The organism is Streptomyces sp. NPDC090022 (assembly GCF_044748145.1).
Classification (GTDB): domain Bacteria; phylum Actinomycetota; class Actinomycetes; order Streptomycetales; family Streptomycetaceae; genus Streptomyces.
In genome coordinates, this window is the sequence record NZ_JBIVFN010000003.1 from 363,632 (window position 1) to 387,221 (window position 23,590).

At 74.3% G+C, this 23,590-nt stretch carries 19 protein-coding genes and 3 tRNA genes; 12 read left to right on the plus strand and 10 right to left on the minus strand.

Translation table 11 applies throughout. The features are described 5' to 3' along the window. Positions 1 to 386 precede the first annotated feature (386 nt). Together ACIPXB_RS09515 and ACIPXB_RS09520 are read right to left on the minus strand one after the other, a co-directional pair. On the minus strand, positions 387 to 5,099 hold the full coding sequence (locus ACIPXB_RS09515) for a hypothetical protein (protein WP_401446758.1): 4,713 nt from the start codon (positions 5,097 to 5,099) through the stop codon (positions 387 to 389). Beyond that, complete coding sequence (locus tag ACIPXB_RS09520; protein WP_401446761.1) at positions 5,096 to 5,602, minus strand: hypothetical protein; 507 nt, start codon at positions 5,600 to 5,602, stop codon at positions 5,096 to 5,098. Before ACIPXB_RS09520 ends, ACIPXB_RS09515 begins: the two co-directional genes overlap by 4 nt. Before the next feature lie 225 nt (positions 5,603 to 5,827). Between ACIPXB_RS09520 and ACIPXB_RS09525 the strand changes: the two genes are divergently transcribed. The 9 genes from ACIPXB_RS09525 (at position 5,828) to ACIPXB_RS09565 (ending at position 11,651) form a co-directional block, all read left to right on the plus strand. Beyond that, positions 5,828 to 6,058 carry a hypothetical protein gene (locus ACIPXB_RS09525; RefSeq protein ID WP_401446763.1) on the plus strand — a complete coding sequence of 77 codons (231 nt, stop codon included), beginning with the start codon at positions 5,828 to 5,830 and terminating at the stop codon, positions 6,056 to 6,058. Positions 6,059 to 6,063: 5 nt separating this feature from the next. Further along, positions 6,064 to 6,759, plus strand: coding sequence for an RNA polymerase sigma factor (locus ACIPXB_RS09530; RefSeq protein WP_401446766.1), 696 nt, complete (start codon positions 6,064 to 6,066; stop codon positions 6,757 to 6,759). Beyond that, complete coding sequence (locus tag ACIPXB_RS09535) at positions 6,752 to 7,384, plus strand: hypothetical protein (RefSeq protein ID WP_401446769.1); 633 nt, start codon at positions 6,752 to 6,754, stop codon at positions 7,382 to 7,384. Before ACIPXB_RS09530 ends, ACIPXB_RS09535 begins: the two co-directional genes overlap by 8 nt. 166 nt (positions 7,385 to 7,550) lie before the next feature. Beyond that, a complete protein-coding gene (locus tag ACIPXB_RS09540) occupies positions 7,551 to 8,183 on the plus strand; it encodes an NADPH-dependent FMN reductase (RefSeq protein WP_401447166.1) in 633 nt (210 codons plus the stop codon). A 140-nt stretch (positions 8,184 to 8,323) separates the two neighbouring features. Then, positions 8,324 to 8,713, plus strand: a complete 390-nt coding sequence (locus ACIPXB_RS09545) for a hypothetical protein (protein ID WP_401446771.1) — start codon at positions 8,324 to 8,326, stop codon at positions 8,711 to 8,713. Between the two features lie 113 nt (positions 8,714 to 8,826). Beyond that, positions 8,827 to 8,898 (plus strand) — tRNA-Gly (locus ACIPXB_RS09550). 13 nt (positions 8,899 to 8,911) lie between these two features. Beyond that, positions 8,912 to 8,984, plus strand: a tRNA-Ser gene (locus ACIPXB_RS09555). Positions 8,985 to 9,006: 22 nt separating this feature from the next. Continuing rightward, positions 9,007 to 10,374, plus strand: coding sequence for an SDR family NAD(P)-dependent oxidoreductase (locus ACIPXB_RS09560; RefSeq protein WP_401446773.1), 1,368 nt, complete (start codon positions 9,007 to 9,009; stop codon positions 10,372 to 10,374). Next, on the plus strand, positions 10,368 to 11,651 hold the full coding sequence (locus ACIPXB_RS09565; RefSeq protein ID WP_401446775.1) for a ribonuclease inhibitor: 1,284 nt from the start codon (positions 10,368 to 10,370) through the stop codon (positions 11,649 to 11,651). Before ACIPXB_RS09560 ends, ACIPXB_RS09565 begins: the two co-directional genes overlap by 7 nt. A 7-nt stretch (positions 11,652 to 11,658) precedes the next feature. On the opposite strand, the gene ACIPXB_RS09570 is transcribed toward ACIPXB_RS09565, so the two are convergent. Further along, positions 11,659 to 13,545 (minus strand): AAA family ATPase, encoded by a 1,887-nt coding sequence (locus ACIPXB_RS09570; protein ID WP_401447169.1) that lies wholly within the window; start codon positions 13,543 to 13,545, stop codon positions 11,659 to 11,661. Positions 13,546 to 13,550: 5 nt separating this feature from the next. Beyond that, positions 13,551 to 14,957, minus strand: coding sequence for a hypothetical protein (locus tag ACIPXB_RS09575; RefSeq protein WP_401446777.1), 1,407 nt, complete (start codon positions 14,955 to 14,957; stop codon positions 13,551 to 13,553). A gap of 90 nt (positions 14,958 to 15,047) precedes the next feature. Here ACIPXB_RS09575 and ACIPXB_RS09580 point away from each other — a divergent pair. After that, a tRNA-Trp gene (locus tag ACIPXB_RS09580) sits at positions 15,048 to 15,123 on the plus strand. A 35-nt stretch (positions 15,124 to 15,158) separates the two neighbouring features. On the opposite strand, the gene ACIPXB_RS09585 is transcribed toward ACIPXB_RS09580, so the two are convergent. The 4 genes from ACIPXB_RS09585 to ACIPXB_RS09600 all read right to left on the minus strand — a co-directional run bounded on the left by ACIPXB_RS09585 (position 15,159) and on the right by ACIPXB_RS09600 (position 20,314). Continuing rightward, positions 15,159 to 15,995, minus strand: a complete 837-nt coding sequence (locus ACIPXB_RS09585; RefSeq protein ID WP_401446779.1) for a hypothetical protein — start codon at positions 15,993 to 15,995, stop codon at positions 15,159 to 15,161. 97 nt (positions 15,996 to 16,092) lie between these two features. Further along, positions 16,093 to 17,484, minus strand: coding sequence for a DEAD/DEAH box helicase (locus ACIPXB_RS09590; protein ID WP_401446782.1), 1,392 nt, complete (start codon positions 17,482 to 17,484; stop codon positions 16,093 to 16,095). Between the two features lie 128 nt (positions 17,485 to 17,612). Continuing rightward, complete coding sequence (locus ACIPXB_RS09595) at positions 17,613 to 18,530, minus strand: virginiamycin B lyase (protein WP_401446784.1); 918 nt, start codon at positions 18,528 to 18,530, stop codon at positions 17,613 to 17,615. Between the two features lie 134 nt (positions 18,531 to 18,664). Beyond that, entirely contained in the window at positions 18,665 to 20,314 is a 1,650-nt protein-coding gene (locus ACIPXB_RS09600; RefSeq protein ID WP_401446786.1) for an ABC-F family ATP-binding cassette domain-containing protein, read from the minus strand. 121 nt (positions 20,315 to 20,435) lie between these two features. Here ACIPXB_RS09600 and ACIPXB_RS09605 point away from each other — a divergent pair, with 121 nt between their 5' ends. After that, positions 20,436 to 21,092 (plus strand): TetR/AcrR family transcriptional regulator, encoded by a 657-nt coding sequence (locus ACIPXB_RS09605; protein WP_401446789.1) that lies wholly within the window; start codon positions 20,436 to 20,438, stop codon positions 21,090 to 21,092. A gap of 63 nt (positions 21,093 to 21,155) precedes the next feature. Here the strand turns inward: ACIPXB_RS09605 and ACIPXB_RS09610 are convergent, their stop codons facing one another. Together ACIPXB_RS09610 and ACIPXB_RS09615 are read right to left on the minus strand one after the other, a co-directional pair. Continuing rightward, entirely contained in the window at positions 21,156 to 21,395 is a 240-nt protein-coding gene (locus ACIPXB_RS09610) for a ferredoxin (RefSeq protein WP_401446791.1), read from the minus strand. Further along, positions 21,392 to 22,579, minus strand: a complete 1,188-nt coding sequence (locus tag ACIPXB_RS09615) for a cytochrome P450 (protein ID WP_401446794.1) — start codon at positions 22,577 to 22,579, stop codon at positions 21,392 to 21,394. Before ACIPXB_RS09615 ends, ACIPXB_RS09610 begins: the two co-directional genes overlap by 4 nt. Before the next feature lie 166 nt (positions 22,580 to 22,745). On the opposite strand from ACIPXB_RS09615, the gene ACIPXB_RS09620 reads away from it, so the two are divergent. Then, complete coding sequence (locus ACIPXB_RS09620) at positions 22,746 to 23,588, plus strand: class I SAM-dependent methyltransferase (RefSeq protein ID WP_401446796.1); 843 nt, start codon at positions 22,746 to 22,748, stop codon at positions 23,586 to 23,588. The last annotated feature ends 2 nt before the right edge of the window (positions 23,589 to 23,590 follow it).

Consider the following 23,590-nt stretch of genomic DNA (forward strand, 5'->3'; position numbering starts at 1 on the left):
GCGATTGTCCCGCAGGCCCGGCGAACGCGCGTCGGCGGGGAGGACGGACCCCCGTGCCACCCTCCCCGCCGACGTACACCGTCCCCTGGGGACGGGTCACCGCATGCTTTCGCATGAAGTGAATCGCGCCTCGGGATACGGGCCGGTACTCAGACCCAAACAGGGGCCGTGACCGGTGCGTACGGCTCCATACTTGCTGCCGCCGTGCCACTGAGTCAACTTAAAATGAAACCGCTGCTTCACAGGGGCCGCCGCACACCGACCGGAATCGGTATCTTCCCCTACCCCGGCGGGCCACCTCCACAGAGTTCCGGCCCGGGGCGCTAAGAGGAACGGCGAAGAGCAACGGCGAAGAGCAACGACGATGAGGCCCGCACGACGGGTGGTCATGGGCAGGGGTCCGTGTACGGAAGGTCGGGGAAGGCGGTGCGCCAGGTGACTCGCGATACGGGACCGGACCGGGTGGCGCACAACGACCGGGCGAGCCGGCCGGGGTCGATGGGCAGGAAAGCCGTGCGGGCACCGAGGCCTTCGAGGAGATCCGTACCCGTGTACAGCGCGAGCGTGGTGCCCGTCGGGTCGAACTGGGCGACCGAGAAGCCGAGGATGCCGTCGGTGAGAGCGGAGACGTGGTAGACGAGTCGGCTGTCGACCGGACCGTGGGGTGGCGTGTCGGTGATCCGCCATACCGCGAGGTCGCGGCCGCCGGCTTCGTTGTCCCACGCGGCGATCAGCCCCGCCCTGCCATGCCCGGTGAGCCCGTCGAGTTTGCTCAGGGAGCCCTGGAGCGGCGCCTTGCCCGGTCGGCCACCCAGAGCCCACAGGGCCGGCTCCCCGGATTCCGACAGTGTGGCCAGCACCCTCCGGGACGCCATCGCCAGGTGGAGCGGGTCACCGGTGATATCGGTGGCGGCGCCGGTGGCCCCTGCGCCGGCTGCCGCAGCACCTGCGCCCGCTGCCGCGGCGGAGGTGGGCGCGGGCGTGGCGGTGGGGGTGGCCGGGGGCGGGGGAGCGGTGCCGGGACCGTGCAGGGGCCGGGCGGCGAAGCGCGGCGGTGCGAACGGGTCCCGCCGCGTGCTGTCGGGCGCGGTGACGAGCACCGCCTGGTCATCGGCCCGCTCGGCGGGGAAGACGCTCGACGGGGTGCCCCTCACCTCCGCGCCGCGCCGCGGCCGGAGCGGGTCGGAGACGTCCCACAACTGGGTGGACTTCTCCGACATGAGGGCCAGCGTGTCGGCCCTCACGAACGCCGGCGTCATCCCCGGGTCCTCACCGGCGGGGACCTCGGCTAGCCGCCGCGGGCTCTCCAGATCCGTGATGTCCCAGAGGACGAGCGGCCCCTTCGCGCGATCCTGGACCGCGAGCACCCGGCCGTCCCGGCTGACCGCGGGCCTGCCGCCCACCGTGAACACCGCCCCCGCGCGCAGTGTGCCGTCCGCGAGGTTCCACAGCGCGATCCTGGTGCGCGTCCCGTCCTGCGTCAGCAGGGCGTCCCGGCCCGGGAGGAAGCGGGGCACGATCCAGGGCGGGGGCAGGGTCGCCACCTTCCGCGGTCTGCCGGTCTCGGGCAGCCGCCAGACCGCGCCGGCCGTGTCCGTATCCGTCGCCAGCAGCCGCCCGTGGTCGGCGAATGCGTTCGCGGGGCCGCGCCGGGACACCCCGATCCGCTCGGGGAGGGTACGCGCGGGTGGGTGCCACAGGTGAATCGTGCCGTCGGAGCCGCCCGAGGCGATCCCGCGCCCGTCCGGCCGGTAGACCAGGGCCAACAGCGTGCCGGAGCCCGGCAGCGGCACGCCGGCACCGAGCGCGTCGGGTTTGCGGTCCTGGCGCAGCAGGCGGGCACGGCCGTCGACGGAGGACGCCGCGAGGTGGCCGCCGTCGGGGGAGTACGCGAGCTGCGGGTGCACGGGGGCCCGGGTGGGCAGGCTGCCGGTCACCTCCTTGAAGCGGTCCGGGTCGGAGGTGTCGAACAGCCGCACGCCTCCGGTGATGCTGCCCGCCGCCAGCAGCGTTCCGTCCGGATGGAAGGCGGTCGACAGCAGCGTCTGATCGTCGAGACGGCCGCGCGGCCGCGGACCACCCGGGGCCGCGATGTCCCACAGCTGGAGGGAGTCCCCTTTCGGGGCGACGGCGGTGTCGTCGGTCACGGCGACGGCGAGCGTACGGCCGTCGGGATGGAAGGCGGCCGTGATGGCGTGGTGCCCGCGGCCGGACACCTGGAGCGTGGTCAGGGCCGGCGCCGCCGGATCGGTCAGGTCCCACAGCAGCACCCGCCCGCGGTCCACCGGCACCGCCATCGTGCGGCCGTCCCGGCTGCCGGCCGGGGGATGGATCCGGCCCACGTCAGTCTCCTGACGGGCGATCAGACGAGGTGCGTGCACGTCCTCGACGGACCAGACGGACAGGCCCTCGGCCGTGACCACGGCCAGATGCCGGCCGCCCGGACCCCAGACGGCCCCGCCCCGCCCGGTGCGCAGCACCGCACTGGGGACGGGACGGTAGGGGTCACGGGTGTCCCACAGGCGCAGGGTGTCGTCCCGCGAGACACTGGCCAGAGCCGTGCCGTCCGGGCGGTAGGCCAGGGAGACGACCTTGTCCTGGTGGCCCGGCAGGGACACCGGGACCGGCGTCATCGCCGCGCGCACCAGACTCGCCCGGGCCTCGGCCGTCGACGCCCTGCGGTACGCGGCCAGGCTCATGTCCAGCGCCGCCGCGGGGTCCTCGGCGCGCAGGGCGTCGGCCTGCGCCGCGATCCGCTGCGAGGCCAGCTCCGCCGCCCGCTCGCGGGCCCGGGCGCCCTGCTGGAAGGCGACCGTTCCCGCGACCGTGAGGAGCAGGGCCAGCGCCACGACGGCGCTGGTGATCAAGGCCCGTCGCATCCGGATCCGCCGGTCCAGACGGACGCAGGCGCGGACGAAGTCGCTCTCCAGGGCGGTGAAGGCGATACCGGTGGTGGTGCCGGCCGGCGGTGGCTCCGCCCTTCCCTCCGGCGCGGGCCGCAGCGCCGCGAGCCGGGCGCCGGTGAACAGGTAGTGCGCGGAGCGGCCGTGTTGTTCCCACTGCGCGGCGGCGTCCGCGAGCTGCTGGTGCGCGATCAGCTCGGCCCGGGCCTCGAGGATCCACGAGCGCAGCAGCGAGCAGGCACGCAGCAGGGCCTCGTGCGCGATCCGGACCCGGTCGTGGTCCACGATGACCAGCCGGGCGGCGGCGAGCCGGTCGCAGACCAGCCGGAACCTCTCCTGGTCCCGCGGATCCCGTCCCGCCAGCAGCTCGGCCATGACGACCGGGCGCGGCACGGCTTCGCCGTCGGCGGTCAGGTGCACCATGCGCAGCAGCAGGTCCCGCGCCGCGCGCCGGCCGGCCTCGTCCAGGCCGTCGTACAGCTGCCCGAACGTGGTGGTGACCGAGCGCCAGATCCCGCCGGTCGCCTCGTAGCCGGCCAGGGTGAGTACGGCGCCGGAGCGATTGCGGAAGGTCTCGTGCAGCGCGTGGGCCAGGAACGGCAGGGCGGTCTCCCCGTGTTCCCGCTCCCCGGGGCCGACGGCGGCGGACCGGCTGAGGTCCTCGAGGACACGGTCGGCGAGGCCGTCCTGGAGGACCAGGCCCGCGCGCGCGGCGGGACGCTCGATGACGGCACGGAGTTCGCCGCGGCTCAGCGGGGGCAGGTTCAGCGGCCCCCTGGCGTCGAGGGCCGCTCTCAGCCCCGGGTGGCCCAGGCAGTTGCCGTAGTGGTCGGCGCGCACGGCCAGGACGATCCGGGGGCGGGAGGCCTGACCGGCGCGGCGCTCCAGATCCTGCGCACAGAGCAGGCGGATCAGCGCGGCCTGCTCGGCGGTGTCCTCGCAGCGGGTGAACACCTCCTCGAACTGGTCGATCACCAGCAGTCGGCACGCGGGCCGCCCGGGCAACGGGGACGGGAAGAGCCCCTCGCCGAGCTCGCGCGCGACCTCCGCCTCCTCCCGTCCGGTGGCCTGCGACCACAGTCGGGCGAGGGCGCGCATCGGATGGGGCCCCGGAGCCGGCAGGAGCAGCGCGGGCCATGTCCCCTCCTCGCCCCCGCCCTCTTTCGCCGGCTCCCCTTCATGGTCGTCGGTGTGCCCGTGCGCGGCATGCGCCAGCAGGCCGGCCCGCAGCAGCGAGGACTTCCCCGCCCCGGAGGCCCCGACCAGGATCACCGGACGCGTACGGCCGGCCGGATCGCGCACCAGCCGCAGCAGCCGTCGGGTGGGCTCCTCGCGCCCGAAGAACCAGTCGCTGTCCTGTGGCCGGAACGGACCCATGCCCGGGTACGGGCAGGGCACGTCGGCGGGCGGCTCGCCGCCGGGGACGGCGCCCGGCCGGTACGCACGGTTGGGGGCGACGACGAGCCGGCTCAGGGTGCCGTCGCTCTGCCGGTGCGGGCGGCCGGCGTCGTCACCGGCCGCGCGGTCCAGACAGGTGTGCAGACCGTCCAGGGTCAGCAGCGGCGGCCCGGTCGGATCCCCTTCCTCCAGCACACGCAGCAGCCGGCCGCCGAACAGCGTGTGCCGTTCGCCCACGGGTGCGAAGGAGAGCGAGAAGTACGACGCCGAGGCGAGCAGGAAGCTGCCGCGCGGCCCGGCGGAGACGAACGGATCGCCGGTCCGGGCGCCCGCCGCCACCGTCGCACGCCCGGAGAAGCAGCAGTCGAGGAGGACGGCGCTGCCGGCCCGCGCCCCGCCGAGGAGATCGCGCACCGTGCGGTAGGGAACGGCCGAGGCGACCCGGTCCGGTGCCGGACACCCGTGCGTCGCCAGGTACAGCTCGTCCCCCGGACCCAGCAATCCGTGACCCACGTACACGAACAGCACCACGCCGGTGGCCTGCGCGACGGCCTCCTCCACGGCGGCGAGCACCATCGCGGCCCCCGCCTCGGAGGGCACCCGGCGGATGGCGGCCTCCGGCATGCCGCACACCTCGTGCAGCACCCGGCCCAGGTCGTCGAGCGTGGTGGCCACGCTGGGAAGCGCCGGCAGAGTGGAGCCGGGCGCATGGCCGCCGGTGCCCACCAGCACGGCGCGCGCTCCCGGCGAGGCGAGACCGGTCCCGGACGCCGCCGCCGGCTGGTCCTGGGCGCTCATGACGCGGGCGGGCCGGCCGGCCGACGCCGCTCCCCGCCACCCTCTGTGGTCTCGGCGGAGCCGGGCTCCGGCGCCGGCTCCGGTGCTGGTGCTGGTGCTGGTGCTGGTGCCGGAGCCGGATCGAGCCCTGCGGCGATGTGCCGCATCAGCTCCTCGGTCTGCGGGCCGTCCATCGCGGCGACCTGAGAGGTCGTCAAGGTGATCTCGGTGCCGTCGGGCCGGGTGATGACCACGGTCCGGCTGCTCTTGCGCGTCTGCACCCACGCGATCAACGCACCCGCCAGGACCGTCGCGACACCCCCTGGTGCGAGAAGGGCCAGGAGCGCGTCCCCGGCCAGCCCCATCGCCCCTGCCTCGGGCACCGGGTCGGCCGCCCGGTGCACGCGTCCGCGCAACGCGGGTTGCGTGCCCAGCCAGCCCCGGAGCTCGTCCGTGCTGTCGGCGGCTCCCGATCCGTCCGCCCGGTCGGGCGCCTCACGACGGACGGAGATGGTGATCTGCACAGCCCCTCCCCAGGGTCGGAGCGGCGTGTACGGAAACGCCGCGCTCGATTACGGAGTGTAGTGGATCGACTCCATCATGTGTCGGCCTGTGGATAACGGGCCCATGGAGCCCGCTGTCACCCGAACGGGTGAGCTCATGTCACATTCGGGGCGGCCGGCTGCTTCTAGAGGCAGAACAACCGGCACATGCGGCGCCCGGCGCGCCGCGCGGCAAGAGGAGCGGCAGTGGACCCGGCAACGACGACGACGGCTGCGGCAGCAGGAGTGGGGACGGCACTGGTGTGCCTGTTACGCCTCGGCTACCGGTGGATCAAGGCGCGCGCTGCCGTGCGGCGCGCCGAACCGGACCAGCAGGGACTGTCCGCGCGGATCCGGTCCCTGCCGCCCGGCAGCAGGCTGACCGAGCGGACGGCCGACCGCGAGGTCGAGATCGTCGTCGGCGCGGGCGGGGAGTGATGACCATGACCGAGTCCCCGGCACCCGTCGGCCACCCGCGGCCCCGGCAGCGGGCCCGCCCCGTCCTGCCGTACCCGGGCGACGACTTCGAGGTCTTCTACCGGCGCGAGATGAACGCGGTGTCGGTGTTCCTGATGCACCTGGGCGCTTCCCCTTACGAGGCCGCCGATGCCGCGCACGAGGCCTTCACCAGACTGCTGCCCGACACCTGGCGCACGCTGGAACACCCCCGCGCCTGGCTGCGCACCACCGCCCTGCGCTGCTACTGGCGGCAGAACGACCGGCGCATCACGCCCTGCGACCCGGTACCCGACCGGCCGGGAGGCACGTGCCCGGTGGCCGAAGTGCTGGTCGGCGAGAGCCAGCAAAGGGTCATCGACGCGCTGCGCCGGCTGCCGCCCGCCGAGCGGGACGTCATGGCCTGGGCCATGGACGGCTTCACGCACGAAGAGATCAGCCGCACCCTCGGCAAGACCCCAGCGGCAGTCCGGCAGAACTACCGGCGGGCCCGCACCCGCCTGGTCGCGCTCCTCGGCCTCGACACTCCCGGCCTCGACACCCCCGGCCCGGACGGCCGTCGCGAAGCCACGGCACCCCCCGAGGCCGCTGACGACACCCACACCACCCACAGCCCCCACGGCACCGGCCGCCCCCACGGCGCCGACGACCAGTGTGACGAGGAGGAACACCGCCATGAGTGACAGCACCCCGCCCGAGGAGCGGCTCGAGCAGCTCCTGCGGGACCACCACGCCGAGCTCCTGCGCACCATGGACGCATCCCTGGACACGGTGGCCGGCCTGCGCAACCTCCGGCCGCTGCACGGCGCCACGGCCGGTCCCCGAAGCGCACAGCCACTGGACCGGGCCCTCCACCGGATCACCCTGGAACAGCGGCACCTGGACTCGCTCGTCTTCCGCTTCCGCGAGACCGAGCACCGGCTGGAGCACGAACGCTCCTCGTTCAGTCTCACCCCGGTGATCCACGCACTCTCCCGGGCGGGCCGGGGACTCGACCGGATCGACCACGACCTGCGCACCCGTCAGGTGTCGCAGACCACCGTCACCACCGCCTTCCGGGAGGTCCTCACCGAACTCCACCGCGCCCAGGCCCGCATCGGGCGGGACAAACGCCAACCGCGGCACCCCGCGCCGGGGGAGCGGCCCGGCGACCACCCCTTCCCCCGACTGGAGGTCCTCCTCAGAGAACAGGCCACCCGGATGACCGAACTCCGCCACACGGTCGTGCGGCTCCTCGCGCCCGTGGACAGCCACGCCCAGGACCACGCGCAGCTGCCCTGCTCCCTCGACGATCGGTCACCGGGGTGATGTCCCGGCCCGCCGCGCCGGGCCGCCGACCGCTCGGGCGCGGTGGCCCGTACAGTCGGCGCGAACCGCTCCCCGTGCCGCCAAGGAGACGCCAGTGGATTCGACCTCCGCCGACCACTTCCCGCACGATCCGGCAGCTCCCGGCGCCGAGGAGAGCCGTGCCTCCCTGCGCGTCTTCGTCCTGGCAGGCTCCGCCCGCACGGGCTCGGTCAACGCCCAGCTGGCCTCGCTGGTCGCGCGGATCGTAACCGGTGCCGGGGCCATGGTGGACGTGGCGGATCTCGGAGAGTTCCCCATGCCCCCGTACGACGGCGACGCCGAGTCCGAGGAGGGGCCGCCTCCCGGTGCCAGGGCGCTGAGCGAGCGGATCGAGGCGGCCCAGGCGCTGGTGATCGCGTCGCCGGAGTACAACGCCTCCGTCCCGGGCGTGGTCAAGAACGCGGTCGACTGGGTGTCGCGGCTGCGGCCCCAGCCGTTCAAGGACAAGCAGACGCTGCTGGTGTCGGCGTCCCCGTCGCTGGTCGGCGGCAACCGTGGCCTGTGGGCGCTGCGGATTCCGCTGGAACACCTCGGCGCCCGCGTCTACCCCGACATGTTCAGCCTGGCGGGTGCCCACCACGCCTTCACCGAGGAGGGAGGACTGGCCGACGCCGGCCTGACCCAGCGCCTGGCCGACACCGTGGACTCCTTCCTCGACCTGGTCGAGGCGGACACCCGTTATTTGTGCCTGCAGAGGCGGTGGTACGAGTTCCTCGGCGACCGGACCGACGCACCGGTCACCTCGCGCGCCCAGGACTGAGGGCGGGCGGCAGGGAGCGAGGACCCAGGGCAGGGGAGTAAGACGTATCCATCATGACAGGTCTGACGCGTTTTTCGTAGGGTGAACAGCACATCATTTCGGCCTTGTTCGAGTGCTGCCGGCGTTTCAGAATTTCGGTCATGAATCACTCGGCGAATATCAATCACGATGCGGTGCTGCGAGCCAGGGTCCTCCTCCTGGGATCGGAGCAGCCGATGGTCCGTCAGCGCGTGGCGGCCTACCGGGTGCTGTCGCAGGTCAGCCCGCTGGCCTACCTGCCTCGGCTGGCCGTCGACCTCATCGAATACAGCAAGGAATTCGCCGACCAGCCCGAGACGGCACTGCGTTTGCGGGCCGAATCCGTCAGTGCCGCACGCCGGCTGTGCGAACTGCAACGGGGCCGTGAGGCAGTTCTCGTCGCATCGCTGACTTCGTTCAGGGAGAAGCTGCATTCCATGGGGCGCAGCGAGGAGACATCAGAGGTGACAGAAGAAATAGCCGTTCTCGAATACACCCTGGCCGGGAGGTAGGCCGGCCCGCTCGGCGGGGCGGACGGCGGGTGACGGGACGCCTCGCCTGTGGCGGGGTCCCTGACCGGGCCGGACAGCGGAACGCCGCTGGAGTAATAGGATCTCCGTAATGCCCGGACGTAGCGCAGAGGCAGGCGCACCTCTTTGCCAGAGAGGGTACGCCGGTTCGAATCCGGCCGTCCGGGCAGTGCAGGGCGTGGTCCCGTAGCGCAGAGGCAGACGCGCCTCCCTGCTCGGGAGGGGGACGCCGGTTCGATTCCGGCCGGGACCATCACAGGGGAAGCGGCGGGGGAGTGGCAGGAGTGGCGGAAGGGCACGCCGGGGCTGAGCCCATCAGCGACGAGGAACTGGCGGCCTTCCACCGGACCGTCGGCAGACTGCGCGCCCTGCCCGTGGACGACCCGACCCGGCTGCGCGCCGAGCGGGTCGCTGCCTCCTTCGCCCAGGACGGCCGCCAGCGCCGCCGCAAGAACCGCAACGGCGCCGTCGCCGCCGCCGACGCGGCGGTCCTGGCAGCCACCGCCACCGGCGCGCTCGCCCGCCGCGAGGACGCGCCCCTGGAGACCCCGGGCACGGGCGGGGTCCTCATACGTCCCCGGCGTTGCTACGTGTGCAAAACGCACTACCAACAGGTCGACGCCTTCTACCACCTGCTGTGTCCGGACTGCGCGGCCGACAACACCACCCGCCGGGCGCTGAGCACCGACCTCTCCGGCCGCCGCGCCCTCCTCACGGGCGCCCGCGTGAAGATCGGCTTCCAGCTCGCGCTGATGATGCTCCGCGACGGCGCCGAGCTCCTGGTCACCAGCCGCTTCCCGCAGGACACCCTCGCCCGGTTCCGGGCCGCGCCCGGCAGCGCGGCGTGGCTGGACCGGCTCACCGTCATCGCCGTCGACCTGCGCGACCCCCGGCAGGTCCTCGGCCTCTGCGAACGCCTGCGCGACGGCGGCGAACCCCTCGACATCCTCGTCAACAACGCCGCCCAGACCGTCCGCCGCCCGCCCGAGTCGTACGCGCTGCTCGCCGCCGGTGAGCGAACGGAGCTCCCCGGCCGGGTCTGGCGGGCGCCCGGCTACACCCCCATGCGGGCCCTGGAGGCGGGCGCCACCGGCGGCGCGCTGGCCCTCGTCCTCGACGACGGCGAGGCGGACGAGGCGGGCATGCTGCCCGATCTCGCGCCCGCCAACTCCTGGTCGGCCCGGATCGGCGAGCTGGACCCCGCCGAACTGCTGGAGACACAGCTCGTCAACGCGCTCGCCCCCGCCCTCCTCGTCGACCGGCTGCTCCCGCTGCTGCTCGCCTCGCCCCGCCCGAACCGCTACGTCGTCAATGTGACGGCGGTGGAGGGCCGGTTCGCGGTGCGCCGCAAGATGTCCGGGCACCCGCACACCAACATGGCCAAGGCCGCGCTCAACATGCTCACCCGCACCAGCGGCCCCGAGCTCGCCCTGCACGGCGTGCACATGTGCAGCGTCGACACGGGCTGGATCACCGACGAGAACCCCGTGCCGACGAAGAACCGGATCGCCGCCTCGGGCTTCCGCACGCCGCTGGACATCGTCGACGGCGCCGCCCGCGTGTACGACCCCATCGTGCGCGGCGAGGCGGGCGATCCGGTCGCGGGTGTCTTCCTCAAGGACTACCAGGAGGCGGCATGGTGAGCGACGGACAGCCGCGGGAGCGGTCGCCGCGACCCGCGCCCGAGCTGTCGGCGGGGACCGTGCCGGGGCCCGCGCCCGAGCCGTCGGCCGGGACCGGGCCGGTTGCGGGGTTCGCCGGCGTGCCCGACGTCCTGCCCCGCTCCCTCGCCGACCTCGGCCCGCTCCTCGGCTGGCTGCGCGACGGCGGCGCCACCGACCGCCGCCTGGACTTTCCGGCCGGCACCGCCCTGCCCGACGGCCGGCTCGACCTCTGCAAGCAGGCCCTCGGCCCCGAGGGCGCCACCCTGATCGCCGAAGCACTGCGCGACGGCGGCCGCCAGGGCCCCAGGCCCGTGCGGCACCTGCTGCTCGGTACGGACGGCCTCGGCGACGACGGGGCGGCCACCGTCGCCGACAGGACGGCCGGCACGGGCGTCGAGACCCTCTACCTCGGGTGCAACGGCATCACCGCCGGTGGCGCCTGCCGGATCGCCGGCAGCCTGCTGGCCTCGGAGCACGTCGTGACCGGCGTCTGGCTCAAGCGCAACCCCCTCGGCACGGGTGGCGGTCACGCCGCCGCCGAACTCATCGCCGCCGCCTCCGAGCTGCGCACCCTCGACCTGGTCCAGACCGGCCTGGACCCGGCCGGGGCCGCCGTGCTGGCCGAGGCGCTGCTCACCGCTGCCGCCGCCGGCCGGCGCGTCGAGCGGCTCTTCCTCGGCGGCAACCCGCTCGGCCGGGCCGGGGCCGCCCCGCTGGCCGCCCTGATCGCCGCCGGAGCGGTCGGCGAGCTGTACGCCTCCGCCGCCGGACTGGGCGACGCGGGCGCGCTGCTGCTCGCCGACGCGCTGCGGCGGGCGCCGTACGGGCGGACCGCCCGCCTCTCCGTGGCCAGCAACGGCATCGGGCCCGAAGCCGCCGCCCGCCTGGTGGCCGCCGCGGCCGACGCGGGCGTCGAACTCCTCGACCTCGGCCGGGTCCGCGCCGCCGGTACCCTCGGCGCCGCGGACAACCGCATCGACACCGCCGCCGCGACCGCCATCGGGGCCGCACTCGCCGGGCGGGAACACCGGCTGACCCACCTGGTGCTCGCCCACACCGGCATGCGCAGCCGCGAGGCCCACCGGATCCTCGACGCCGCCCCCGGCGCCGCGACCCCGACCCGCTACGTCCTGGGCCGGGGCATCGCCACCAGCGTCCGGCGCCGCCTCGACGTGCTCAGCGCACACCTGCCGATGCCGGCGCTCTCCGCCGACGTCGCCGCCGTACGCAGCGTCCACCGCACGGCGTCACCCTGACCTCACCTCAGCCCTTCGCCAGGCCGGTGAATATCTCGATCCAGAACCGCTGGTGCTTCTCGGACGCCCCCACCAGGTACGTCGAGCGCAGTTTCGGTGGCAGCAGCGCCACCAGCCGGGCCACCTCCTTGCGGTGCTTCTTCAGCTGCGACAGCTCGGCGTTGGCGATGACCTGGTGCACCACGTCACTGTCGTCACCGCCCTCCGCCGACCCCCGCGCCGCCCGGCGCAGCCGCCGCTCCCACACGTCCACCTGTCCGGCCAGCTCCCGCAGCCCCGTCACCGGCCGGTCCTCGAGCCGGTCGATCAGCGCGGTCAGCGACACCGGCGCGTACTCCCCGTCCCCGAGATAGACCAGGCCCATCTCCAGCGGCAGACCGCGCAGATGCAGCTTCACCAGCCGCTCGATCGTGCGCTTGGTGACCCAGGCCCGGCCTTCCTCGTCGATGTCGTGCTTCCACCACTCCAGCACCGTCTCGGCGACCGGCCCATACCTGGAGATCAGCCACTCGTTCGCCGGGATGTCCTGCGGCTCCACCGTCAGCGAGGCCGTGAACCGCGTCGCCTGCGCGATGTTGTTGCGCGACACCAGCAGCTTGCGCCCCAGGTGGTACGGCGGATTCTGTACGGCGATCTGCGCGCGCAGCCCCTCGATCGGCTGCCCCGCCAGCGACCACTCCTGCGTGATCTCCATCAGCTTGGCGAAAGCCGCCTTGTCCTTGGGCCGGTTGTACTCGTCCCACACGATCGCCTTCGGCCCCGGCGCTGTGAACGGGGCGGCCAGCAGGTTGTCCAGCGACCCGTCGGCGGCCGGGATCGGCGCGCACAGGTCCTCGACATTGGTCACGGGCAGCGAGAAGTACAGCGGTTCACGCCCTTGGAGTCCCTCCCGGACCGTCTGCCGCACCAGCTCGGTCTTCCCGCACCCCGGGGGGCCCTGGAGCAGCACGCTCCAGCGGTTGCGCAGCGCCGCCCGCACCACCTGGCGGACCGGGTCGGGGACCGAGGCCGGGTTGGGCACGCCCAGCTCCCGCGCGATCCGGTCCAGGATCTCGGTGGTCCGGTCCGGCCCCGGCCGGCCGTCGGCCCGGGGCTCGGCCAGCCGCAGCCGCTCCCCGTTGACCAGGGGCAGCCCCCAGCGCAGCGGGAACCCCTCCCGGGCGTTCGCCAGGATGTGCTCGAGCGTGCGCGGCGAGAGCAGTTCGCGCAGCGACGGCCCGAGCGAGGCCCACAGCGCGTACACCCCGCTGAGGTCCCACGTGGGGTGCGCGGCGGCCAGCTTCAGCCGCCACGCCGTGTCGTTGGCGGTGATCCGCAGGGTCACCATCCGGTCCAGGATCGCCAGATCGCTGCGCCGCGCCGCCGTCTCCGCCAGCGACTCGTTGTCCGTCAGGAACACCCCGATGCAGCCGAGCGCCCGCAGGTCGTACTCGCCCAGCGTCCAGTTGCAGGCGACCTGCATCAGCTGCGACTGGATCGACTCGCCCGCCTGCAGCGAATCGTCGATGAGCAGCACGAACGGCCGGCCGGGCTTCAGCCGGCCCATCACCAGCTGGCGCAGCACGAGCCGGCCGGTCTCCGCGTCCCGCACCGGGGCGCTGGCCAGCAGGTCGTCCGGCGTGAGGTTCGCCGCCGGTACGAGGACCAGCTCGGCGTGCGGGTAGGCCTCGGCGATGTGCGAGAAGAACGTGGAGGTCTTGCCGATGCCGTGCTCGCCGAAGACCTGGCCGGTCTGCCCCATGTCGATCATCGCGTCGATGAACGACTCCAGTCGGGACACCCCCGTCCAGCCCTCCGGCGGCCGCGGATACGTGGCATTGGCCCGCCACTCCCGGGCGGCCGCCGCGGCCGTGGCCGGAGCGGGCTCCGCCGTCATGCTGTTCATGCCTGTCATCCCGCTCATGCCGTTCCTGTCGTGACCCGGTGGCAGGCCATCGGGGGAGTGTGGGCCTCGGGCCAGTCGTCGCCGCCCTCGGTGATGAGCCAGATCCACTTGTCGGGCTCGGCGGGCGTGATGTGCGGGGCGTACCCGTCGGTGAGGACCACCACGGCGTCCGCGGACGTCTCGAAGGGCCGCCCGTCGACGGCCGTGCGCCCCTCGACGTAGTCGGCGACGGCCTGGAAGCTCGTGCCGCCCCCGCCGAGGACCCGCTCGCCCGGCACGAACGGCATCACCACGCCGTCGAACGACAGCCAGTGCGCCTCCACCCCGTCGATGGAGCCCACCAGTTCGGTCAGCCAGGTCACCACGTGCTGCGGCATCGAGCCCGAGGTGTCGTACGCGATGACCAGCACCCGCTGCCGCACCGGACCGCGCCGAGACAGCATCGGGTCGAGCCCGAGCGCGGCCAGCAGCGCCCCGCGCTTCTTCGGGTACACCAGCCGCTCGCCCTCGCGCAGTTTCGACCCCAGGACGTCGACCAGCCAGCGCTGCCACCAGTCGACCCGGCCGGTGCGCGCCGTCTGCCCGCGCAGGAGACCGGCGCCCAGCCGGCCCCACAGCCGCGAGACCCGCTCGGTGGCCCCGTCGGTCCGTTCCATCAGGTCGCCCAGCTCCTGCTCGGCGACCGCGTGCCCGCGGCGGGCCGCCAGCAGCGAGTTCAGCAGGACCGAGGAGACGGTCGTGTCGACCGTCTGCTGGTCCGCCGGGATCGCGAGGTCCGAGAGACGGACGCACACCGGCGGCGGCACCGGCGGGTGCGCCATCCGCTTCAGCTCGCCGTACACCGACATGTCGGTGGCGATGAACCCGGCGTACTCCAGCGGCTCCAGACCGTGCGCCCGCAGGTCCTCCTCGTACGCCGCGTGGACGGCGTGCGGATCGACACCGGTGGGCTCGCCGTCGAGCAGCGGCAGGCCCGTGCGGCCCAGCCGGGCCATCGCCACGTGGTTGATGGAGACTTCGGCGGCGAGCGTGAACACCGGGTCCGCGCGCAGCTCCGGCTCGACGAACAGATGGCGGTGGACGAGGTGCCGCGCCTCGTGGAACAGCACGAACTTCACGCCGTCCAGCCCCAGACCGACGAAGAAGTCCGGGTTGTAGAGCAGCAGGCAGCTGCCGTCGCCGCTCGCCACCACCGCCGCGGTGTCCACCGCGGTGGTCGGTATCTGGTGCCGGCACTTGGCGTACAGCCACGACGCCACCGCGGAGCTGCTCAGACCGAAGTCCAGCAGCGCCGCCTCCTTCAACTGCCGTGCCCGCTCCACGACCGCGGGATCGGCGGGCCGCCACCGCTCCAGCGCGCGCCGGTCCGCGAGATCCACCACGTGGCGCGCCGGCCCGTCGCCGCGCTCCCTGTACGCCATCTCCTCCGCCACCCCCTTCGTACGCACTCATGGTTACCAGGGGCCACCGACATCGGGCGAAGGACTTTCGCCGTAGGATCACCGGCAAGGGCGGAGCCGTAGCGCAGAGGCAGTCGCACCGGGCTCCAGTCCCGGGACACGCTGGTTCGAATCCAGCCGCTCCGCCCCCTCCCCGCCTCCCCGCACGGGCCTGGCCGCCCGTTACGCGATCGCGCCCGCCGTCACGATCAGTTCGGGCACGGTCCCGGTGAACGTCGGCAGCAGCTGCGCCAGGACCGCCCACGCCTCGGTGCCGGTGCCGAGCGAGCCGTGCACCAGTGGCCGCAGCACCTCCTGGGCCTGCGGCAGCCGGGCCGGGAACGCCCAGCGTCCGGTCTCCAGCAGGGCCAGCACGTCGCGGGCCGGCCGCGCGGTGAGCGCGTACGTCGCCGGGCCGTCGACGATGCCGCCCCACCGCATCTTGTGCGCGAAGCCGGGATGGCCGGAGAACCGTTCCCGCAGCTCGTCCGGGCAGTCGATGCGCAGCGCCAGCGCCCAGCGCGCGTACCCCGGCAGGGCCTGTTCGGCGTCGGCCGCCACGACCCGCTCCCAGTCCGCGCGCTGGACCGCGTCGGCCGCCGCCCGGCCCCGACGCATCGTCGTCGCCCGCCGCAGTGCCGGCACCACACCGTCCGGCCCGAAGTCCCGCAGCCCCTCCGGCTCGTCCCCGAGGAGCACGTCCGGGGAGACGGGCAGCTGCCCGCGCGCGCCGGGGGCGAAGGGCAGCCCGCGCCGGATGTCCCGCTGGACCGCCCGCCCTGCCCGGTCCGTCCGGTACACCAGCGCGTTGATCTCGGGGTCGTCCGTCTCCAGCATCCACAGGTACGCGGAGGCCGGCACGCCGACGTGCCCGATCTGCCGGCCGGCGGCCCACCCCTCCGGTATGCCCTCCCCGGGCGCCCCGACCCCGGTCCGCTCCCGCAGCCGGGCCGCGTCCTCCGGCCCGACCAGCGCCAGCAGGGCGTTGACCGCCCGCTGCGTCTCGCTGTCATGCTCCACGGCCGTCCCCGCCCCTCCTCGACACCCTGTGCCGGACGATCATGCCAGGCCCGGCTGCCCGCCGCGGCGGGCAGCGGCCTCAGCAGCCGCGACGCCGCTACCCGCCCCGGCGGACGCGGGCGGCCCTGCGGGCCTCGGCGAGCTTGCGGGCCTCCGCGGACTTGCGGGACTCCTTGGGGCGGCCCGAGGCGGTGGTGCCGAGGCCCTGGAACGCCCGGCCCTCGCCCTTGGCCCCGTTCCCCGCCGGAGCGGTGCTGCCGGGCAGCGGGACGCCCGGCGGCTTCCGCGCGCCGGTGATCCGGGTCAGCCCGGCCTCGCCCGAGCGCACCTGGGTGACGACGGGCCGGACGCCGGCGTCCGACATCAGCTTGTTCACGTCCCGCCGCTGGCCGTGGGTGACCAGGGTGACCACCCGGCCCGACTCGCCGGCGCGCGCGGTGCGGCCGCCGCGGTGCAGGTAGTCCTTGGGGTCGGCCGGCGGGTCCACGTTCACGACGAGGTCGAGGGCGTCGACGTGGATGCCGCGCGCGGCGACGTTCGTCGCGACGAGGACGGTGATCTGACCGCTCTTGAACTGGTCCAGGGTGTGCGAGCGCTGCGGCTGGGACTTGCCGCTGTGCAGCGCGGCCGCCCGCACCCCGCTGCCCCGCAGGTGCCGGGTGAACTGGTCGACGGCGTGCTTGGTGTCGAAGAACATCAGCACCCGGCCGTCGCGCGCCGCGATCTCGGTGGCGGTGGCGTACTTGTCGGCGCCGTGCACGTGCAGCACGTGGTGCTCCATCGTGGCGACCGCGCCCGCCGCCCGGTCGACCGTCGCGACCACCGGGTCGGTGAGGTGGTGCCGTACCAGGTGATCGACGTTGCGGTCCAGGGTGGCCGAGAACAGCAGGCGCTGGCCGTCGGGGCGCACCTGGTCCAGGATCTCCGAGACCTGCGGCAGGAAGCCCAGGTCGCACATCTGGTCGGCCTCGTCGAGCACGGTGATCCGCACCCCGTCCAGGTGGCAGTCCCGGCGCGAGACCAGGTCGGCGAGGCGCCCGGGGGTCGCGACGACCACCTCGGCACCCGCCTTCAGCGCCGACGCCTGCCGCCCGATCGACAGCCCGCCGACCACCGTCGCCAGCCGCAGCTTCAGCAGCTCCGCGTACGGCGTGAGCGCGTCGGCGACCTGCTGGGCGAGCTCGCGCGTCGGTACGAGGACCAGCGCCAGCGGCCGCTTCGCCTCCGCGCGCCGTCCCGCCGTACGGACGAGCAGCGCCAGCCCGAAGGCGAGGGTCTTGCCGGAGCCGGTGCGCGCGCGGCCGAGGACGTCCCGGCCGGCCAGCGCGTTGGGGAGGGTCGCCGCCTGGACGGGGAAGGGCTTCGTCACGTCCAGGGCGGCCATCCGCTCCAGGAGGTCCGCGGGCAGCCCGAGCTCGGCGAAGGACTCCACGGGCGGCAGCCCCGGAGTGACCGTTTCCGGCAGCGCGAACTCGTGCCGTGCGTTCATGGAGAGACCTTCCTTGTTCCGGTGCTTCCGGTGCCCGGAACGGGCCGGGGCCCGTACCCCTCGGTACGGGCCCCGGCACCATCGTCAGCGTCCGGCCATTTTACTCGCCCGACCCGCCGCCCAGTCCGCTACCGCGGTTCCAGCCGGGCGATCCCGCCCCGCTCCAGCGCCGTGTACAGCGCCCCGTCCGGCCCGAAGGCCAGACCGTGCGGCTCACAGCCAGGGTCGGGCAGCGCGTACTCGGTGACCTCCCCGCCGGCGTCGACGCGCCCGACCCGGCCGGCGGCCCACTCGGTGAACCACACGGCCCCGTCCGGCCCCGCGGCGACGGCGTGCGGCCGGCAGCCGGGATCGGGCAGCGGGAACTCGGTGACCTCGCCGTCCGGCGTGATCCTGGCGATCCGGCCCGCACCGATCTCGGCGCACCACAGGGCGCCGTCCGGGCCGGCCGCCAGGCCCACGGGCGCGGCACCCGGCGTCGGCAGCGCGATCACGGTCACCTCCCCGTCGACCGTGATCCGGCCGACGGCGTGGGCCTGGTTCAGCGTGAACCACAGCGCGCCGTCGCCGCCCGCCACGATGAAGGACGGAAAGGCGCCCTCGACGGGCAGCGGGAACTCGCTGACCTCGCCGTCCGTGGTGATCCGCCCGATCCGGTCGCTGTGCAGCCGGGTGAACCACAGGGCCCCGTCCGGCCCGGCGGCGATGCCGTACGGTCCGGCGCCGGGCGTGGGCAGCTCGTACGAACGGGACCGGCCGTCGGTGGTGATCCGGCCGATGCGGTGGTCCCGCATCCGCGTGAACCACAGGGCGCCGTCGGGGCCGGGCGTGATCAGGGAGGGCCCGCAGTCGGGGGAGTCCAGGGCGAACTCCGTCACCTCCCCGTCGGTGGTGATCCGGGCGATGCGGCCCGCGTGGACGAGGGTGCACCACAGGGCGCCGTCGGGGCCGGCGGTCAGGGCGTAGGGGCCGGAGGCGGGGTCGGGGACGGGGAAGGTGCGCAGAGCGGGGTCGGTGGGGTGGGTGGAGCGGGTGGTGCGGGGCACGTGGTTCCTTTCGGGCGGCACGTCGACATATCAGTCTGTCGACGTGCCGGGGCTTCGATGCACGGGTGGGGCGACGAGCAGAGGGGCGGAAGGGCCGGGTGGCCGTGGGCGGCGGGGGGCGGGGGCGGGGCGGGTCAGGCCGGCGCCGGGACCAGGGCGGCGGTCGCGGCCCGCAGGATGAGCCGGTCGCCCGTCCAGCGCTCCCGCAGCAGCCGGTCGTGGCTGACGAGGACCACCGCGCCGGGGAACTCGGCGAGCGCGGCCTCCAGTTCCTCGGCCAGGGCCAGGGAGAGGTGGTTCGTCGGTTCGTCGAGCAGCAGCACGTCGAGGGGTTCGCTCACCAGCCGGGCGAGGGCGAGGCGCTGCCGCTGCCCGGCGGAGAGCGCGCCGACGGGTACGTCGAGCCGGTCCCGGGCGAACAGGCCCAGGGACAGCAGCCGTTCGGTGTGCTCCTCGGGTGTCCCGGCGCGGCCGTGGGCGTACGCCTCGAGCACCGTACGTCCGGCCGGGCCCACGTCGGTCCGCTGCGCGAGCAGGCCGGTCCGGCCGCGCCGTACGACCCGGCCGTGCGCGGGGTCCGCCGTGCCCGCCAGGATGTTCAGCAGCGTGCTCTTGCCCGCCCCGTTGGGTCCGTCGACCAGCAGCCGGTCGCCCGCCCGCAGGGTCAGGCCGACCGGCGCGAGCCGCCCGGGGACCTCGACGGCCTCCGCCTCGACCAGGGCGTGCGAGGCGGGCCGGCCGTCCCCGGGCCGGGGGAGCGGGGTGTGCAGGGCGGGGGCGAAGCGCAGCGGTTCGGCCGGGGCGGGCACGGGGGCGGCGAGCAGGCGCGCCAGCCGCTCCTCGGCGTTGCGGACCCGGCTCGCCAGGGACTGCTGGACGCGTCCGGCGGCGCGGTCGTACGCCATCTTGTTGCCGTCCTTCAGGGGCCGACCGGGCGCAACCCGGCGCGCGGTGGTGGCGGCGCTCTCGCGCAGCCGCGCCACCTCGTCCTGCCAGGCGGCATGGGCCTCGGCGCGGCGGCGCCGGTCGGCGGCGCGTTCGGCGAGGTAGCCCGCGTAGCCGTTGCCGTAGCGCACGGCCCGGTGCAGATCGCCGTCGACCTCCAGCAGATCGGTGGTGACCCGGTCCAGGAAGACACGGTCGTGGGAGACGGCCACGGTGGTGCCGCGGCGGGTGCGCAGGTGGTCCTCGAGCCAGGTCAGCGCGGCGTCGTCGAGGTGGTTGGTCGGTTCGTCGAGGAGCAGGACCTCGGGAGCGGCGGCGAGCAGCGCGGCCAGGCGCAGCCGGACCTGTTCGCCGCCGGAGAGGCCGGCCGCGACGCGGTCGCGGGGCAGGTCGACGAGGCCGAGGCCGTGCAGGGCCCGCTCGACGCGGGCGTCGGCCTCGTAGCCGCCGCGCAGTTCGAAGGCGGTGAGCAGGTCGGCGTAGGCGTCGAGGACGGTGGTGTCACCCTCGGCCATCCGCGCCTCGAGGTGGCGCATCCGCTGCTCCATGGAGCGCAGTTCGCCCAGCGCCCGGTCGATGACCTGCTGGACGGTCAGGTGGGCGGGGAGGGTCTCCTCCTGCGCGAGGTGGCCGATGCCGCCGTCGGCGCGGACGACGATCCGGCCCTGGTCGGGGCGTTCGGCGCCGGCCAGCAGCCGGAGCAGGGTGGACTTGCCGGAGCCGTTCTCGCCGACGATGCCCAGGCGCCCGCCCGGGGGGACGGCGCAGGAGACGGAGTCGAGGACGAGGCGGCCGTTGTAGGACTTGGTGACGTCAAGAGCGGTGAGCTGCGCGGGCATGCGGCTTCTTCCGTGCGGAGGGGGTGGGGGAGGGGGCGGTGCGGGCGGTGTGGCGGTCGATGAGCACGGGAGGACTCCTTCGAGAGGGTTAACGCGACGAATGTTGCGTTAGAATCGTGCCATGGACACATCGACCCCTGCAAGTGGTCATTCCGAACCTCCCGCCCGGCGCCGGACCGGTGGACGCAGTGCCCGGGTCCGGGCCCAGGTCCTCGACGCGGTGGGCGTGCTGCTCGTCGAGGGCGGGTACGACGCGCTGACCGTGGATGCGGTCGCCGAACGCGCCGGAGTGCACCGCACCACCGTCTACCGGCGCTGGCGGGACGTGGGCGGACTGCTGGCCGACGTACTGGACGCGGCGGCGGCCGACGACACCTGGTCCCCGCCCGACACCGGTTCCCTGGAGGGTGACCTGACCGCGCTGAACCAGGAGGTCTACGACGCCCTGGCCGCCGGCCCGTCCGTGTCCACGGCGCTGATCGCCGCGTCGTTCCGGTCGCCGGAGGCCGCCGGGGCGCTCGCCCGCTTCTGGGCCGACCGGTACGAGCGGTGCGCGGCGGTCGTCTCCCGCGCGGTCGCGCGCGGTGACCTCGGCGCCGCCACCGACGCCCACGCGCTGCTGGTCACCGCGACGGCGCCGCTCTACCACGTGCTGCTCCTGCTGCGCGACGAGCCCGACCCCGGGCTGCCGCGCCGGGCGGCCACGGCGGCGGCCGCGGCCGCCCGCGCGGGCGCCTTCGCCGCCCGGGACACGGCACCGGGCGGGGCGGGGCCGTGACGGCCGCACCCCGCCCGGACGCGGGATCAGAGGCCAGAGGCCAGTGATCAGTGGGCGGTGTGGTCAGAGCGGCCTGACGGCGATGGCCGCCACCGGGCAGGCGCGCGCCGCCTCCCGGACGAGGGCACTGCCCCCGCCGTCCTCCCGCCCCGGCAGCAACGCACCGAGCCCGTCGTCGTCCTGCGTGAACACCTCGGGTGCGGTCAGCGCGCACTGCCCCGCGCCGATGCACCGCTCCCGGTCGATCGCGATCCGTACGGCGGCCCGCGCGTCCCGCGCGTCCGCCGGGCCCCTCGCGCTCACCACGTCACGGGGAGCTCGACCATCCCCTGGATGCTGTCCCCGGGCTTGAACGGGATCTCCTCCGCCGGCGCGGCCAGCCGCAGTCCGGGAAGGCGCGCGAAGAGGGTGCCCAGCGCGATCTCCATCTCGGCGCGGGCCAGGTTCTGCCCCAGGCACTGGTGGATGCCGAAGCCGAACGCGACGTGGTGGCGGGCCGACCGGTGCCAGTCCAGGGTGTCCGGTTCGGGATAGACGTCCTCGTCGCGGTTGATGACGGACGTCGTGAAGACCACCCCGTCGTCCTTGGCGATGACCGTCCCGCCCACCTCGATGTCCTCGGTCGCCACCCGCAGCATCCCGTCGGCGATCGACAGGAAGCGCATCAGCTCCTCGACGGCCGCCGGCATCAGGGACGGGTCCGCGCGCAGCTCGGCCAGCTGCTCCGGATGGCGCAGCAGGGTGAACGTACCGAGCGAGATCATGTTCGCGGTGGTCTCGTGTCCCGCGACCAGCAGGACCAGGGCGACGGCGACCAGTTCCTCGAGGCCGATCTCGCCGGTCTCCAGCCGCTCCGCGATCAGCTCGTCCAGCAGCCCGTCACCCGGCTCCGCGCGCTTGCGCTCGATCAGGGACTCCAGGTAGGCGTCCAGGCGTCTGCGCGCGTCGCCGACGTCGGCGGCCTCCGGACCGTGCAGCAGGCGCCGGGACAGCTCCTCGAAGTAGTCGTGGTCCTCGTACGGCACCCCGAGCAGGGCGCAGATCACGGAGGACGGCACGGGCAGGGCGAAGGCGCTGACCAGCTCCGCCCGCGGGCCCTTGGCCACCATGTCGTCGATCAGCCGGTCCACGGTCTCCTGGATACGGGGGCGCAGGGCGGCCGTCCGTTTCACGGAGAAGCTGGGGATCAGCATGCGGCGCTGGACGTTGTGCTCGGGGTCGTCCAGACCGAGCAGGGCCGTCCGGCGGTTGGTCAGGGCCTTGAAGCGCGGGGAGGCGGCGGGGAACGCCGCGTTCTCCTGGTTGGTGGACAGTCTCTGGTCCGAGAGCAGGGCACGCGCCTCGGCGTGTCCGGTCACCACCCACACCGAGCGTCCGTCGAAGAGGCTGACGCGGGAGAGGGGGCGGGTCTCGCGCAAGGGCTGGTAGGCGGTGGGCGGGTGGTAGGGACAGCTGCGGCTCTGGGGAAAGGCAACGGCTTCTGTCATGGAGGCACCTCGAAATGCGATGGTTCCGTCTGCCACGGCCATTACATGCCCAAGGCATCTATCGTGCACGCACCAGAACCGGCCGAACGCCACAACTTCCTCGTCGCGCGACATGCCGGACGCGACATGCCGGGCACGCCGGTGGCCGCGACGCATGATGGCTCGCATGACCGACCCCACCGCCTCCGCCGACGAGGCCGCGGCCGACCGTGTCCTGAAGTCCAAGCACCGTGCCATGTGGGCGCTCGGCGACTACCCGTCCGTGGCCTCGCACGTCATCCCGGGACTGGGGGCCGAGCTCGTCGAGGCCTGCGGCGTGCAGCGCGGGGACCGCGTGCTGGACGTCGGCGCCGGCTCGGGGAACGCCGCGATCCCCGCCGCCCTGGCCGGGGCCGACGTCGTGGCCTCCGACCTGACGCCCGAACTGCTCGACGTCGGCCGGGAGATCGCCAAGGTGCGCGGCGCCCGGCTCGACTGGCGGGAAGCCGACGCCGAGGCGCTGCCGTTCGCGGACGGGGAGTTCGACGTCGTCATGTCCTGCGTCGGGATCATGTTCGCGCCGCACCACCAGCGGGCCGCGGACGAACTGGTCCGCGTCTGCCGCGCCGGCGGCACGATCGGGCTGGCCAACTGGACGCCGCAGGGGTTCATCGGCCGGATGTTCGCCACCATGAAGCCGTACGCGCCGCCGCCCCCGCCCGGCGCCCAGCCGCCGCCGCTGTGGGGCGACGAGGAGCACGTCGCCGCGCTGCTCGGCGACCGCGTCATCGACATCGACGCGCGCCGGCGGACCGTACGCGTGGAGCGGTTCTCGCAAGCCGAGGACTTCCGCGAGTTCTTCAAGGCCACCTACGGTCCCACCATCGCCGTGTACCGCGCCGTCGCCGACGACCCCGACAAGGTCGCCGCACTGGACCGCGACCTCGACGGACTCGCGCGCGAGCACATGGCCGCCGACGGCGCCATGGACTGGGAGTACCTGCTGCTCACGGCCCACCGGCGCGGCTGAAC